The 13,592-nt window shown below is 71.3% G+C and carries 14 protein-coding genes and 1 riboswitch; of the genes, 9 read left to right on the top strand and 5 right to left on the bottom strand.

Going from position 1 to position 13,592, the window contains the following annotated elements; all coding sequences use genetic code 11:
- The first annotated feature begins 78 nt into the window (after positions 1-78).
- The 4 genes from ACTRO_RS00185 (at position 79) to ACTRO_RS00170 (ending at position 5,085) form a co-directional block, all read left to right on the top strand.
- Positions 79-1,737 (top strand): APC family permease, encoded by a 1,659-nt coding sequence (locus ACTRO_RS00185; protein ID WP_034260323.1) that lies wholly within the window; start codon positions 79-81, stop codon positions 1,735-1,737.
- 90 nt (positions 1,738-1,827) lie between these two features.
- On the top strand, positions 1,828-3,045 hold the full coding sequence (locus ACTRO_RS00180; protein WP_051450063.1) for a helix-turn-helix domain-containing protein: 1,218 nt from the start codon (positions 1,828-1,830) through the stop codon (positions 3,043-3,045).
- Positions 3,046-3,120: 75 nt separating this feature from the next.
- Entirely contained in the window at positions 3,121-4,644 is a 1,524-nt protein-coding gene (gene exaC, locus ACTRO_RS00175) for an acetaldehyde dehydrogenase ExaC (RefSeq protein WP_034260321.1), read from the top strand.
- A 45-nt stretch (positions 4,645-4,689) separates the two neighbouring features.
- Positions 4,690-5,085, top strand: coding sequence for a DUF779 domain-containing protein (locus tag ACTRO_RS00170; protein WP_034260319.1), 396 nt, complete (start codon positions 4,690-4,692; stop codon positions 5,083-5,085).
- 75 nt (positions 5,086-5,160) lie between these two features.
- Here the strand turns inward: ACTRO_RS00170 and ACTRO_RS00165 are convergent, their stop codons facing one another.
- Together ACTRO_RS00165 and ACTRO_RS00160 are read right to left on the bottom strand one after the other, a co-directional pair.
- Positions 5,161-5,766: an O-methyltransferase gene (locus tag ACTRO_RS00165; RefSeq protein ID WP_034260317.1), complete on the bottom strand. Its 606-nt coding sequence runs from the start codon at positions 5,764-5,766 to the stop codon at positions 5,161-5,163.
- 88 nt (positions 5,767-5,854) lie between these two features.
- Positions 5,855-6,721 carry a transglycosylase SLT domain-containing protein gene (locus tag ACTRO_RS00160; protein WP_051450062.1) on the bottom strand — a complete coding sequence of 289 codons (867 nt, stop codon included), beginning with the start codon at positions 6,719-6,721 and terminating at the stop codon, positions 5,855-5,857.
- A gap of 5 nt (positions 6,722-6,726) precedes the next feature.
- Positions 6,727-6,883, bottom strand: a riboswitch (cyclic di-AMP (ydaO/yuaA leader).
- Positions 6,884-7,262: 379 nt separating this feature from the next.
- Here ACTRO_RS00160 and ACTRO_RS00155 point away from each other — a divergent pair.
- The 4 genes from ACTRO_RS00155 (at position 7,263) to ACTRO_RS00140 (ending at position 10,565) form a co-directional block, all read left to right on the top strand.
- A complete protein-coding gene (locus ACTRO_RS00155) occupies positions 7,263-8,132 on the top strand; it encodes an alpha/beta fold hydrolase (RefSeq protein WP_051450061.1) in 870 nt (289 codons plus the stop codon).
- Positions 8,133-8,323: 191 nt separating this feature from the next.
- A complete protein-coding gene (locus ACTRO_RS00150) occupies positions 8,324-8,839 on the top strand; it encodes a hypothetical protein (RefSeq protein WP_034260315.1) in 516 nt (171 codons plus the stop codon).
- A gap of 122 nt (positions 8,840-8,961) precedes the next feature.
- Positions 8,962-9,942 carry a serine/threonine dehydratase gene (locus ACTRO_RS00145; protein ID WP_051450060.1) on the top strand — a complete coding sequence of 327 codons (981 nt, stop codon included), beginning with the start codon at positions 8,962-8,964 and terminating at the stop codon, positions 9,940-9,942.
- Positions 9,939-10,565 carry an HD domain-containing protein gene (locus ACTRO_RS00140; protein WP_034260313.1) on the top strand — a complete coding sequence of 209 codons (627 nt, stop codon included), beginning with the start codon at positions 9,939-9,941 and terminating at the stop codon, positions 10,563-10,565. Before ACTRO_RS00145 ends, ACTRO_RS00140 begins: the two co-directional genes overlap by 4 nt.
- A gap of 109 nt (positions 10,566-10,674) precedes the next feature.
- On the opposite strand, the gene ACTRO_RS00135 is transcribed toward ACTRO_RS00140, so the two are convergent.
- Entirely contained in the window at positions 10,675-11,211 is a 537-nt protein-coding gene (locus ACTRO_RS00135) for a hypothetical protein (protein WP_034260311.1), read from the bottom strand.
- 193 nt (positions 11,212-11,404) lie between these two features.
- A complete protein-coding gene (locus ACTRO_RS00130) occupies positions 11,405-11,947 on the bottom strand; it encodes a protein-tyrosine phosphatase family protein (RefSeq protein WP_034260309.1) in 543 nt (180 codons plus the stop codon).
- An 83-nt stretch (positions 11,948-12,030) separates the two neighbouring features.
- Between ACTRO_RS00130 and ACTRO_RS00125 the strand changes: the two genes are divergently transcribed.
- Positions 12,031-12,936 carry an ADP-ribosylglycohydrolase family protein gene (locus tag ACTRO_RS00125; protein ID WP_034260307.1) on the top strand — a complete coding sequence of 302 codons (906 nt, stop codon included), beginning with the start codon at positions 12,031-12,033 and terminating at the stop codon, positions 12,934-12,936.
- Between the two features lie 57 nt (positions 12,937-12,993).
- Here ACTRO_RS00125 and ACTRO_RS00120 read toward each other — a convergent pair whose 3' ends face one another.
- Positions 12,994-13,533: a DinB family protein gene (locus tag ACTRO_RS00120; protein ID WP_034260305.1), complete on the bottom strand. Its 540-nt coding sequence runs from the start codon at positions 13,531-13,533 to the stop codon at positions 12,994-12,996.
- Positions 13,534-13,592: the final 59 nt, after the last annotated feature.

Below are 13,592 nucleotides of genomic sequence, written 5' to 3'. Positions count from 1 at the left end.
AGTTCTTCGTCCACTGACTCAGCGCTCGCGCTCGTGTCGCTCCGGGCAAAAGGAGCAGACGGCCATATATTGGAATCCATGGCTGATTCCCTCACGCCCGCACCGACCGGTATCGGCCTCAAGCGGGAGATCGGGCTGATCGGCCTGACCTGGTCGTCGATGGGTTCGATCATCGGCTCCGGCTGGCTCTTCGGCGCGCTGTTCGCGGCGCAGGCGGCCGGCACCGCGGCGCTGCTGTCCTGGGGCATCGGCGTCACGGCGATCATCATCCTGGCCTTCGTGCACGCCGAGCTCGGCGGCGCGTATCCGGTGGCCGGCGGCACCGGCCGCTTCCCGCACTACGCCTACGGCTCGGTGGCCGGAGCGTCCTTCGGCTGGTTCTCCTACCTGCAGGCCGTCACCGTCGCGCCGATCGAGGTCTACGCCGCGATCAGCTACGCGTCGGTGCACCTGGGCTGGCTGCAGAAGGCCGACGGCACCCTCACCTGGCAGGGCCTGCTGATCGCGATCGGGCTGATGGCCCTGTTCACCGTGGTCAACTTCCTCGGCGTGCGCCGGCTGGCGAACACCAACTCGGCCGCGACCTGGTGGAAGATCGCCATCCCGACGCTGGTGATCATCGTGTTCGCGGCGAGCCACTTCCACGGCTCGAACTTCGGCATCGACGGCTTCGCCCCCTCCGGCAGCGAGGGCGTGCTCTCGGCCGTCTCCACCGGCGGCATCATGTTCGCGCTGCTCGGCTTCGAGCAGGCCGACCAGCTCGCCGGCGAGAGCCGCAACCCGCAGCACGACATCCCGCGCGCCGTGCTCGGGTCGGTGCTGCTCGGCGCTCTGATCTACATCCTGCTGCAGGTGGTGTTCATCGCCGCGCTGCCGAGCTCGGCCTTCGCGCACGGCTGGGCGAACCTCTCCTTCCAGGGCGACGCCGGGCCGTTCGCCGGCCTGGCCACCCTGCTCGGCCTCGGCTGGCTGGGCACGATCCTCTACGCCGACGCGATCATCTCGCCCTCGGGCACCGGGCTGATCTACACCACCGCGTCCTCGCGCGTGTCCTACGGCCTGTCCCGCAACGGCTACGTCCCCTACCTGTTCGAGAAGACCAACTCCCGCCGCGTGCCCTGGTTCGGACTGCTGATCGCGTTCCTCATCGGCTGCATCGCGTTCCTGCCGTTCCCGACCTGGAAGTCGCTGGTCGGCTTCATCACCTCGGCCAGTGTGCTGATGTACGCGGGCGCGCCGCTCGCCTTCGGCGCGCTGCGCCGGCAGGACCGCGACCGCTTCCGGCCGTTCCGGCTGGCCGCCGGGGGCTTCTGGGCGCCGGTCGCGTTCATGGTCTCCGGGCTGATCATCTACTGGTCCGGCTGGGACACGCTGCAGAAGCTCGGCTACGCGATCATCCTCGGCTACCTGATCATCGGCGCGAACTTCCTGTTCAAGCTCAACCCGCACCTGCCGCAGCCGGACTGGCGCGCGGCCCAGTGGCTGCCGGTCTACCTCGTCGGCATGGGCCTGCTCTCGTGGCAGGGCCGTTACTGCTCGAAGGGCCCGGCCCGGACGACCTCCTGCGGCGCCACGGCCGCGATCGCGCAGTGGTGGGATCTGCTGCTCGTGGCCGCGTTCAGCCTCGGCATCTACTACTGGGCGCTCGCCGTGCGGCTGCCCGACGACGAGGCGCACGGCTACATCGGCGACGTCGACGCGCAGATCGGCTCCGGGGTGGAGACCACCCACGCCTGACGGCCGGTCACGCGGCGTGAGAGCACCGCGCGCGCCCGGTGACTGATGCCGCCTCAGCCCGTATATTCCTCCTCGACGAGGCGGTGGACGATGAGCGGCGATTGGCTGGCCGAGACCGGCGCAGACCCCGCGGCGAGCGCGCGCGAGATCGCCCGCGCGCGAGACGCGTTCCTCTCCGGCACTCCGCGATCAGGCCCGGGTTCGGGCGAATGCGCGATCCGCGACGTGGTGGCGCGCTCCTGGGAGCGCTCGGCCCGCGCCCGAGTCGATCCGGCCAAGGATCCGCCCGTCACCCTCGCCGGTGCGGAACTCGATGCTTACCGCCGGACCCACCCGCTTGCTGAAGTCATCGACCTGCTGCGGGAACTCGTCGGCTCGGTCGCCGAGGACGGCAGACACCTGATGGCCGTCTCGGACGCCTCCGGCCGGCTGCTGTGGGTCGAAGGGCACGCGGCCGCGCGCCGCCGGGCCGAGGCGATGAACTTCGTCGAGGGCGCCGTCTGGGACGAGTCGCACGCCGGAACCAACGCGCCGGGCACCGCGCTGGCCCTCGACCACGCCGTGCAGATCTTCTCGGCCGAGCACTTCCGCCCCACCGTCCAAGCTTGGACCTGCGCGGCCGCGCCCATCCACGACCCGGCCACCGGCCGCATCCTCGGCATCGTGGACATCACCGGCGGCCACATCGTCGCTCATCCGCACAGCCTGGCCCTGGTCGCCGCGGCGGCCCGCGCGGCCGAGACCCAGCTCGCCGCCGGCCCGGTGGTCGGCACCCGGACACTCTGGCTGCCGCCCGCGCCGAGGCTGCTCGCCCTCGGACGCGACCACGCCATGGTCGGGCCCACGCGGCTCAACCGCAGGCACAGCGAAATGGCCGTCATCCTCGCGCTCCACCCCGAGGGCCTGACCGGGGATCAGCTCACATCCGGGCTCTACGACGACGACGCGGCCGAGGCCACCGTGCGGGTCGAGGTCAACCGGCTGCGCCACGCGCTCGGCGGGCTGGTGCGCTCCCGCCCCTACCGGCTCGCCACGGATCTGCCGGCCGACTTCCTCGATGTCGCCAGAGCCTTGCGCGAGAAGGACGCCGCGGCCGCGCTCGCCGCGTACGCGGGCTCGCTGCTGCCGCGCTCCGAGGCGCCCGCGGTGGTCGCCGAGCGCCACTGGATCGACGTACGGCTGCGCTCGTGCGTGCTCGAGTCCGGCGACCCCGGCCTGCTCGAGGACTGGATCGCCCGCTTCGGCGCCGAGGACGCCGACGCTCGCGCGGCGCTGGCCGGGGCCCGGCGCCACGCAACGTTCGGGTAACCTTCGCCGGTCTAGGTTCACCCGCGTGGGCGGCCGTCCGACGGCGGGCGGCCGGACGACACGTGGAGGTCTTCCATGACCCGCTTCGCCGCGCCGGGCACTGCCGACGCGCTGATGAGCTATCAGAACCGTTACGACCACTGGATCGGCGGCGAGTCGCGCCCGCCGGCCGGCGGCAAGTACTTCGAGAACCCGACCCCGGTCACCGGAGCCGCCTTCTGCGAGATCGCCCGCGGCACCGCCGAGGACGTCGAGCGCGCCCTCGACGCCGCGCACCGCGCCGCGCCGGCCTGGGGCCGCACCTCGCCCGCCGCCCGCGCCGAGATCCTCAACAAGATCGCGGACCGGATGGAGGGCAAGCTGGCCGAGCTCGCCGTGGCCGAGAGCTGGGAGAACGGCAAGCCGATCCGGGAGACGATGGCCGCCGACATCCCGCTGGCGATCGACCACCTGCGCTACTTCGCCGGCGCGATCCGGGCGCAGGAGGGCAGCCTGGCCGAGCTGGACGAGGACACCGTCGCCTACCACTTCCACGAGCCGCTGGGCGTGGTGGCGCAGATCATCCCGTGGAACTTCCCGATCCTGATGGCGATCTGGAAGCTGGCCCCGGCCCTGGCCGCGGGCAACGCGGTGGTGCTCAAGCCGGCCGAGCAGACCCCGGCCTCGATCCACTACCTGATGAGCCTGATCGCCGACCTGCTCCCGCCCGGCGTGGTCAACATCGTCAACGGCTTCGGGGTGGAGGCGGGCAAACCGCTGGCCTCCAGCGCCCGGGTGGCCAAGGTCGCCTTCACCGGCGAGACCACCACCGGCCGGCTGATCATGCAGTATGCCAGCGAGAACATCAAGCCAGTGACGCTGGAGCTGGGCGGTAAGAGCCCGAACATCTTCTTCGAGGACGTCTCCCGGGAGCGCGACGACTTCTTCGACAAGGCGCTTGAGGGGTTCACCATGTTCGCGCTCAACCAGGGCGAGGTGTGCACCTGCCCCAGCAGGGCCCTGATCCAGCGCGGCCACTACGACGAGTTCATGGCCGAGGCGATCGCCCGCACCGAGCGGATCGTGCAGGGCCACCCGCTCGACACCGCCACCATGATCGGCGCCCAGGCGTCCAACGACCAGCTCGAGAAGATCCTGTCCTACCTGGACATCGGCCAGGCCGAGGGCGCGAAGGTGCTGCTCGGCGGCGAGCGGGTGGACCTCGGCGGCGAGCTGAGCGGCGGCTACTACGTGCAGCCGACCATCTTCGAGGGCGCCAACCACATGCGCATCTTCCAGGAGGAGATCTTCGGCCCGGTGGTCTCGGTGGCCGCCTTCTCCGACTTCGACGACGCGATCCGCATCGCCAACGACACGCTCTACGGCCTCGGCGCGGGCGTGTGGACCCGGGACTCCGCGCAGGCCTACCGGGCCGGCCGGGCGATCCAGGCCGGCCGGGTGTGGACCAACTGCTACCACCTCTACCCGGCGCACGCGGCGTTCGGCGGGTATAAGGGTTCGGGCATCGGCCGGGAGAACCACAAGATGATGCTCGACCACTATCAGCAGACGAAGAACCTGCTGGTCAGCTACAGCCCGAAGGCCATGGGCTTCTTCTAGGCCGACGACGGTTCGGCGACGGTGCGCAGCGGAAGGGGCGAAGCCATGACGATGCCGCAGGAGCGGTCCGTATCCCGGGTCGCGGTCACGGATGCGGCCGCCGCGCTGATGCGCAGCCTCTACCAGGCCAACGGCCCGCTGATGTTCCATCAGTCCGGCGGCTGCTGCGACGGCAGCTCACCGATGTGCTACCTGGAGGGCGAGTTCCGCACTGGCGGCTCGGACGTCCTGCTCGCCCGGATCGAGGTGCCCGGGGTGGGGGAGCCGGTGGCGTTCTGGATGGGCGCCGCCCAGTTCGAGCGCTGGCGCCACACCCACCTGACCGTGGACGTGGTGCCGGGCCGGGGCAGCGGCTTCTCGCTCGAGGCGCCCGAGGGCGTCAGGTTCCTGATCCGGTCGCGTCTGTTGACCGACGCCGAGGAGGCGGCACTGGCCGAGTGAGGGCGGACGCGGCGGGACGGCGCCGGCTCGGCGCGCCGGCCCGCCGCGGTCTCGCGGGCACAGTGAGCCGGTTACTCAGCCCACATAGGTGGCGAGCAGGGCCGACCACTCGGGCGTCACGCGGACCTGCGTCGCGCGTAGCCGGGGGTGGGCCAGCCAGTGCAGCCGAGGCAGGTCGACGGCCTCGCCGAACCGCGGCGGCCAGCTGGTGAGCGGGCTGAAGTCGTCCATCACGATCAGCCCGCCCGGCGCCAGCCACTGCGCCGGATCGATCGGCCCGTCGTCCGGTCCCTTGCCCTGGCCGCCGCCGTCGAGCACGAGCAGATCGAAGGGTCCGTACTTGCGCAGCCGGCTCACGTCGCCTTGGACGACCTCGACGTTGGGCCGGGCGTCGAAGAGCTCTGCGGCCAGTGCGGCGCGCTCCGGATCCCGTTCCACGCTGACCACCTGGGCATCCTGATGCGCTCCGGCGGAAAGCCAGGCCAGCCCGACCCCGCAGCCGGTGCCGGTCTCGCCGATCCGGCCGGCCCCGACGCCGCGGGCGAGCACCCGCAGCAGCTCGCCGTGCTCCGGCAGGCAGCTGTAGTCGAAGCCCTGCCCGCGGGCGAGGCGCACCGCCGCGGGCACCAGCCCGGGCAGGTCTTCGAGCCCTGAGTATGCCGCTGTTCCATCGACTGTCACAGAGTTCTACGATACACGGCGGAACCCCGCGCACCCGGGAAGGGATGCGCGGGGTTCGGTGTCGCGGACCGGCTGTGCGGGTGTCGGCTTAGTAGCCGGACCAGCAGGAGCCGCCGCAGCGCTCGGCCACCACGTTGTCCAGGCCGCCGTAGGTGTCCTGGGCGTAGATGACCGCCGCGATGATGTTGTCGACCGGGTTCCAGATGTCGTCGTAGCCGGAGAGCGCGTAGGCGTCGAAGGTCGGCTGGATGACCTGCATGAGGCCGATCGACGGGGTGCCGGCGGCGGCGTTGGAGTCCCAGTCGTTCTCCGCGTTCGGGTTGCCGGAGGACTCGTTCATCGCGGTCTGGTAGATCGCGTTGTAGGTCACCGAGTAGCCGTGCGCGCTCAGGATCGAGATCGCCTGGTTGATCCAGCCGTCGAGGTCGTCGGCGTAGCCGGAGGACGAGGACGAGCTGCTGCTCGACGAGGAGCTCGAGCTCGCGGAAGAGCTGCTCGAGGAGCTGGAGGAGGAGCTCGAGGACGAGGAGGCGGACGCCTTCGAGCCGCTGGGCAGCGCGATCTTCCAGCCGATCTCGATCAGGTCGGGGTCGGTCAGCTTGCCGCCGTCGGACTGGGCCTTGCCCTTGTTGAGCTTGTAGATCTGCGGGTAGTCGTAGCCGTCGCCGAGGGCGGCCTTGGCTATACCGAAGAGCGTGTCGCCCGCGACGACGGTGTGGACCTGCTGCTTCGTGGAGCTGCTGGACTTGGAGCCGGTGCTGTCCGAGACGGCGACCGCGTGCACGGTGACCGAGTGCGCGGTCGTGGCCTGCGGAACCGTGGCGGTGGCCGGAGCGGCGGTCGCCGCCGAGGCGATGCCGGGCAGCGCCGCCGTCCCGAACGTGGCCGCGCAGAGAGTGAGGGCGCGGGCACGATTCCGGACGAAGGAGAGCCTGGGCTTGCGGTGCGATGACATGCGTGCTCTTTCCTCTTCGCCCGCCTACCGGGTTAGCTGACGGGTTCGGGCGTAAGAGGTCGCCCTACCGCGCCGGCACGGCGCGGATTCACCCCAAGGGGATTGGGTCCCCGGCTCCGCGAGGGCACGTCAAGGCCGGTGCGGATTCGGCGGTTGCGCTGCCGGTCGAGTATTTACGCGACTTGACAGCAGCGACTGAATGGAACCTTAGAGGCAATGCGCTCCGATATGCGAGCCAGGGCAGTAACTGCTTAATAACGATGCGGTCTGTGAGGGGAAGAGATGGAAAGGGTGATGTGGCCGGTGTGGGTTCCGGTGTCCCTTATGGGGTTCCGCCTCATCGTCTGTTGGTAAGATACTGGTGAATAAGTCATGGTATTCACTGCTAAAACGGGCGAAACGGACATCGTTCGAGTCCCCTTCGGATTGTTCAGGATCTTTTTAAAGCGGCCCGCCCGCCCTTACTCCCGGAGCTCCGGTGTCGTATCGTCGATGGCGCAGTGGCTCGGCTGCAGTCGGTAGCGGCGGCGAGGAAGTTCTCATGTCCGACACTCAAGGTGACCGCCTCGCGACGGGCGGCTGGCACCGGCGGGCCGTCGAGGTCGGCGGCCTCACCTTCGATCTCGCCGAGCAGGGCCCGGCCGACGGTCGGCCGGTGCTGCTGCTGCACGGCTTCCCGCAGACGCACCGGGCCTACGACGCGTTGGCCGCCGTGCTCGCCGCGGACGGCGCGAACCTGCGCCTGATCGCCCTCGACCAGCGCGGCTACTCGCCGGGCGCGCGGCCCGCGGACCCCGGCGCCTATACACTGCCCGAACTGGCCGGAGACGCGGCCGGGATCCTCGAGGCGCTGCACCTGAGCGCGGTCGACGTCGTCGGCCACGACTGGGGCTCGCTGGTCGGCTGGTTCCTCGCCGCGCACTACCCCGACCGCGTGCGCACCTTCACCGCCGTCTCCGTGCCGCACCCGGCCGCCTTCGCCGCCGCGCTCGCCGCGAGCGCCCAGCAGCGCCGCATGTCGTCTTACGTCTCGCTCTTCCGCGACCCGGCGAAGGCGGCGCGCGTGCTCCTCGAGGACGACGCCCGCCGGCTGCGCGCGCTCTACCGTCCGCTCGACGACCGCGCCGCGGCGCCGCACCTCGCGGCGCTCAGCGACCCCGTGGCGCTGACCGCCGCGTTGAGCTGGTATCAGGCCACGAAGTTCGGCGAGGGCGCGCACACCCCGACCGTGGACGTCCCGGTCACCTACGTCTGGTCCACCGCCGACGCCGCGATCTCCCGGGACGCGGCCGAACGCTGCGTCGAGCACGTGGCCGGGCCGTACCGCTTCGTCGAGCTCGAGGGGATCAGCCACTGGATCCCGGACGAGGCCCCCGAGGCCCTGGCCGCCGCTCTGCCGTTCCCCGCCTGAGCCGGCCGCCGCCGTCGGCGCCTCGCCCCACCCGTAGCACGCGTGCCCCAGGCATCTTCCGTCGCCGCCACCTCCCGCACCGCCCCAGAATTCCCGGAACATCCATCTCGTCGCAGAGCATTGCGATCTGGTCGGCTTCGCCCCGATAGTGAATACGCAATCGCTCTCCCACAGCGAGAAAGGATGTCAGTATGGTGCTGCTCCATAAGCTCCACCCCATCGCGGCGATGGCCGCCGCGTCGGGGGCCGCCATGGCGCTGTCCCTGGTGGCCGGCTGCCCCAGCGCGGAGGCCGCCGCCGCCCCCGCCGACGGTTCCGCCGTATGCGCGGCGAGCTTCCCGATCGCCCTCAACGGCTTCGCCTTCACCCCCGCCACGGTCGTGCCCGGCGGCTCCGCCACCGCCGACCTGATCACCACGAACTGCAGCAACGCCGCCGTCGACACCACCGAGATGTGGTCCGGCCAGTGGCTCCCGCTCAGCTCCTCGGGCGCCCTGCCCACCGGCTGCCCCATCATCGACCCGCTGCTGCGCGCGGTCGACTACCGGGCCGGCCAAGAGGTGGCCGAGAACACCGTCTACACCGTACCGACCGGCTGCCACGCCGCGGAGCTGCAGGTCACCGTGCGCATCACCGGCTCGAACGGCGCGCTCGGCCTGACCGCGACCGCGGTGCTCGACATCGTCCAGATCACCCCGGGCAGCTGAGCGCCGCCGGTGATCCGCAACGCGCGAGCCTGAGCGAGTAGCGTGGAGCGGTATCCGCCCGGCCGGCCGGGCGGATACCCTCCGCCATCCGCCCGAGCAGCACCCGAGGAGGGCTCGCCGCCATGGCCGACCGCTCCACCGCGCCGTCTCTCATCGGCCCCGCCGACGTCGCGGCCGCCGCCGACCGCGTCTCCGGCCGCATCCGCCCGGTCACCCTCGCGCCCGCCGACCCCGGATCGTCCGGCACCGAGGGCGCGCACGTGACGTTCGCTCTCGAATACCTCCAGCACACCGGCAGCTTCAAAGCCCGCGGCGCCGCGAACCTGGCCGCCGCGCATCAGCAGGCCGGCACGCTGCCGGAAGTCGGCGTGGCCATCGCCTCGGGCGGGAACGCCGGCCTCGCGTGCGCCTGGGCCGCCCGGGCCACCGGCACCCGCGCCACCGTCTTCGTCCCGCTGAGCGCCCCGGCCGTCAAGGTGGAAAAGCTACGGGGTTACGGCGCCGATGTGCACCAGGTCGGATCAGAGTACGCCGACGCCCTCGCCGCCTCGCGCACCTTCGCGGCGGCGTCGGGCGCGCTGCTCTCCCACGCCTATGACAATCCCCTGATCGCGGCCGGAGCCGGCACGCTGGCCGCCGAGATCCTGGCCGCCTCGCCGCGGAAAGTGGACACCATCGTCGTCGCGGTCGGCGGGGGAGGGCTGTTCGCCGGTGTGGCCGCGGCCGTGTCCGGTACCGGGATCCGCACCGTCGCGGTCGAACCGGAGAACTGCCGCGCCCTCAACGCCGCCCTGGCCGCCGCGGGCCCCGTCGACGTAGCGGTGGAATCAGTGGCCGCAGACGCACTCGGTGCGCGCCGCACATCGCAGATGGCTTATGAACTCGCGCGCGGCGAGCACGTCAGCAGTGTCCTGGTACCCGACGCCGCGATCGTCGAGGCCCGCCGGCACCTGTGGGAGACCTACCGGATCACCGTCGAACCAGGCGGCGCCACCGCGTGGGCAGCGCTGCGATCGGGTTCATACAAGCCGGAAGAAGGCGAGCACGTCGTGGCAGTGCTCTGCGGAGCGAACACCGACCCGGCGGACCTGGTGAACCGATGAGCGAAGCGACGATCGAAGCCTGGATGGCGCTGACCGGCGCAGAGCACGCCCGGCCGGCCGGCGAAGACCTGCTCGCGCGCTATGCGGAACCGCATCGGCGCTACCACACGCTCAAACACCTGGACGAAGTGCTCGCGATCGTGGCGGAGCTTTCCGCGGAAGCGCAGGACGCCGACGCCGTGCGACTGGCCGCGTGGTTCCATGACGCGATCTACACGATCGGGTCATCCTCCGGGGTCTCGAACGAAGAAGCCAGCGCGCGCCTCGCGGAGCAAGTGCTCGGCGAGCTCGGTATACCCGCGGCGCGCACCGCGGAGACAGCGCGCCTCGTGCGTCTCACCCAGGCGCACAAGTCCGAGCCGGGTGACCGGAACGCCGCAGTGCTCTGCGACGCAGACCTGGCGATCCTCGGCGCCTCCCCGGAGCGTTACCGGCAGTACGCGCTAGAGGTGAGGCAGGAGTACGCCGAGATACCCGACGAGGCGTTCCGCCGCGGAAGGGCGGAGATCCTGCGGTCGCTGCTCGAAGAGCCCACGCTCTTCCGCACCGCCGCCGCTCGCGAGCGCTACGAGGAGCCCGCGAGGAAGAACCTCACTGCTGAAATCGATGCGCTTACGTCCTGAGCTCACTCGCCCGCGCGTGCCCCTGCTCGGCTTTGCCGGGAGGGGTCGTTCACGGGGCGAAGCCTGGCAGTCGCGTGCGCCGTGGTGCGGTACCTCAGACCCGCGTCGGTCAGCTGACCCTGGCAGCGCGCCGGCGCAGCAGGAACCAGGCGGCCCCGCCCGACGCCACCAGCCCGATGCCCTCGGCCAGCCCGCCCGGCGTGGTCAGCGAGGCGCCGTCGCCGGTCCCCGCGCCACCGATCGGGGTCAGCCCGGTGCTCGCGCCGTTCGCGACCACGAGCGTGCCGTAGAACGGCCCCTGCTTCCGGCCGCTGTTCGAGGTGCAGATGAGCGTCACCTGGTACGAGCCGGGCGCGATGTTCCTGGGCACCTGCCCGGTGCCGCCGATCATGCTCTTGAGCGGCCCGATCGTGATCGCCGGGATCCCCGGCACGCTCCCGGTCTGGAAGGTGACGGTGCCGGTCGAGGGGTAGTCGCAGTTGCCGCCGTCGAACACGGAGATGGTGCCGCCGGGGGCGACCGGGTTCGGCTGGATGATGATCGAGTTGTTCACTCCGCCGCCGCCTGAGGCGAGCGCGGGTCCCGCCGCGCAGAGGGTTGCCAGAACCGATCCGCCGAGCGCTATCGCCGTCCGCTTGCCGTTCATACCAGCCTTACCGCCTTAGTCCGTGAGTGGGCTGCGATCGTTGGTCGCGCGCGAAGGGCACGCACCCTCCACGCTGCGCCACCTGACGCGGCGGCACGAACCGGGATACGCCGTTGGACTGACCGTCAGCGGGCGGGCCGCCGCCCGTCCAGGCGGGCGGCGTATGGGCCGAACGAGTTACGCGCCCGCCGCGCTACCTCGCCTCGGAACTCGGCCGCCCCGAGAACTTCCGGACGTAGCGCTTCTGCCAAGGCGTCTCGACGGCATGAGCGTCGTAGTGCGCGCGCACGTAGGCGACCGCCTCGCCCGGGTCGACGCCGTCGAGCACGGCCATGCAGGCCAGCGCCGTCCCCGTTCGCCCGTGCCCGCCGGCGCAGGCGACCTCCACCCGCTCGTGCGCCGCCCGCGTCCACGCCTCGACGATCGCGTCGAGCGCGTCGGCGCGGTCGGACGGCAGCCGGAAGTCCGGCCAGCGCACCCACCGGGCCGTCCAGGTGAACTCGGGCGGCTGCTCGCCGAGGAGGTAGAGGCCGAAATCAGGGCTTCGATGCGTGGCGACCGTGCCTGCTGCGCTTGCTGCGCCCTCGCCGCTGCTCCCACCGGCGCCTTGTCCGTTTGTCGCGGCAGCTTCCTCCGGCGTCGTCGGCCGCCGTAGCCCGCGACCCCGCACGAGCCGTCCGGAGGGCAGTTGCAGCAATCCGGGAAGCCCTGGTTCCCACAGTTCGTCGTTGCTCACTCGTTCAGCCTAATCGTCGGCCGCTGCCAACGCTGGATCAAACCGCGAGCGCCGCATTCGCCTTGCATGTCAGACTGGCCGCCATGACTGACGACCGCCGTAACCGTGCCGTCGCGTCGCTGCGCGGCCTGGCCGTCGGCGACGCGTTCGGATCCTGCTTCTTCGTGCCAGAGAACTACGACGCCCTCGTCGCGCGCCGCCTGCCGGCCGACCCCTGGCGTTGGACGGACGATGCCGAGATGGCCTGCTCGATCTTCGCTGTGCTCGACCGCCTCGGCGAGGTCGACCAGGACGCGCTGGCCGCGTCCTTCGCCGCGCACCACGACTTCGACCGCGGATACGGCCCGGGCGTCAACCGGATGCTGCGGCTGATCCGGCAGGAGGGCGGCGACTGGCGCAAGCTCGTCGCAGAGTCCTGGGATGGGCGCGGATCGTGGGGGAACGGCGCCGCCATGCGGGTCGCCCCGCTCGGCGCCTACTTCGCCGACGATCCGGAGCGGGCCGCAGCGCAGGCCGCTGCCTCCGCCGAAGTGACGCATGCTCACCCCGAAGGCCTTGCCGGCGCTGTCGCCGTGGCAGTCGCCACCGCGTTGGCCACCACGAGGCCACGGGTCGAGGGCGCGCAGTGGCTGCGCGACGTCGCGGCGCACGTCGCGCCCGGCCTGGTGCGCGACGGCATCGCCAACGCCATCAGTCTGCTGCCGCTCGAAGACTCACAAAGCGCGGCCGCGACGCTCGGAAACGGCCGGGAGGTCTCGGCGCAGGACACCGTCCCGTTCTGTCTGTGGATCGTGGCCAAGCACCCGGACGACTACGTCGAGGCCTTGTGGGCGACGGCCGTCGCAGGAGGCGACATCGACACGACCTGCGCGATCGTCGGCGGCATCCTCGGCGCCCGGCCCGGCCGCGGTCAGGGCGGAGTGCCGGACGGGTGGCTGCGCCGCTGCGAGCGACTGCCGGACTGGGCGGGCGTCGACGACGCGTCTTAGCCGGGTAGCCGCGCGGCCGGACCATCACGCAGCGCGGTGCCGAGACTCAGCCCTCGTTCACTCGTTCATCAGCGCCCGTCCTCCTGCCGCCTGGTAGAGGTCGCGCAGCAGCGCCACTTCGGCGGCGTGGTGGATCACCTCGTCGGCCGCGTGCAGTACCAGCGCGTGCACCGAGTCGTCGGCGTAGGGGCCGAAGTTCGGCCCGATCGGACGCTCGAGCCCGGCCTGGTCCAGCTTCTTGACGTGTCCGACGAACCGGTCCCACTCGCTGTCCACGAGGGCCGTGGCCGCGGCCGGGGACGTCGTCCACTCGCGGCCGCCGCCGTCCTTGTCCTCGAACAGGCGGTCGGTGTAGCTGCGCAAGCAGTCCGTGATGTGCCACAGCCGCCAGGCGATGGTGGTCAGCGGGGCCGGCTCGGGCTGCCCGGGCTCGAGGTCGACCCGCTCGACGCCGTCATCGCCCTCGCGCACCGACCAGCAGCCGGGAGCCGGCTCCCACAGGTACTCCCGCTCCTCGAGCCCGTCGATCCGATGGTCGAACCGCTGATGGGCGTACTCGAGCAGGGCGACGAGCTCTTCGGTGGTCGACTTGGCCATCGCAGCCTCCGGATCCGGTGCGCGGATCGGGGCGATTCCCGATCTTCGCCCTCACGCTA

It is taken from the genome of Actinospica robiniae DSM 44927 (genome assembly GCF_000504285.1).
Taxonomy (GTDB): Bacteria; Actinomycetota; Actinomycetes; order Streptomycetales; family Catenulisporaceae; genus Actinospica; species Actinospica robiniae.
Note: the sequence above shows the minus strand (reverse complement) of the source record. Positions and strands in the feature narration are given on the sequence as shown.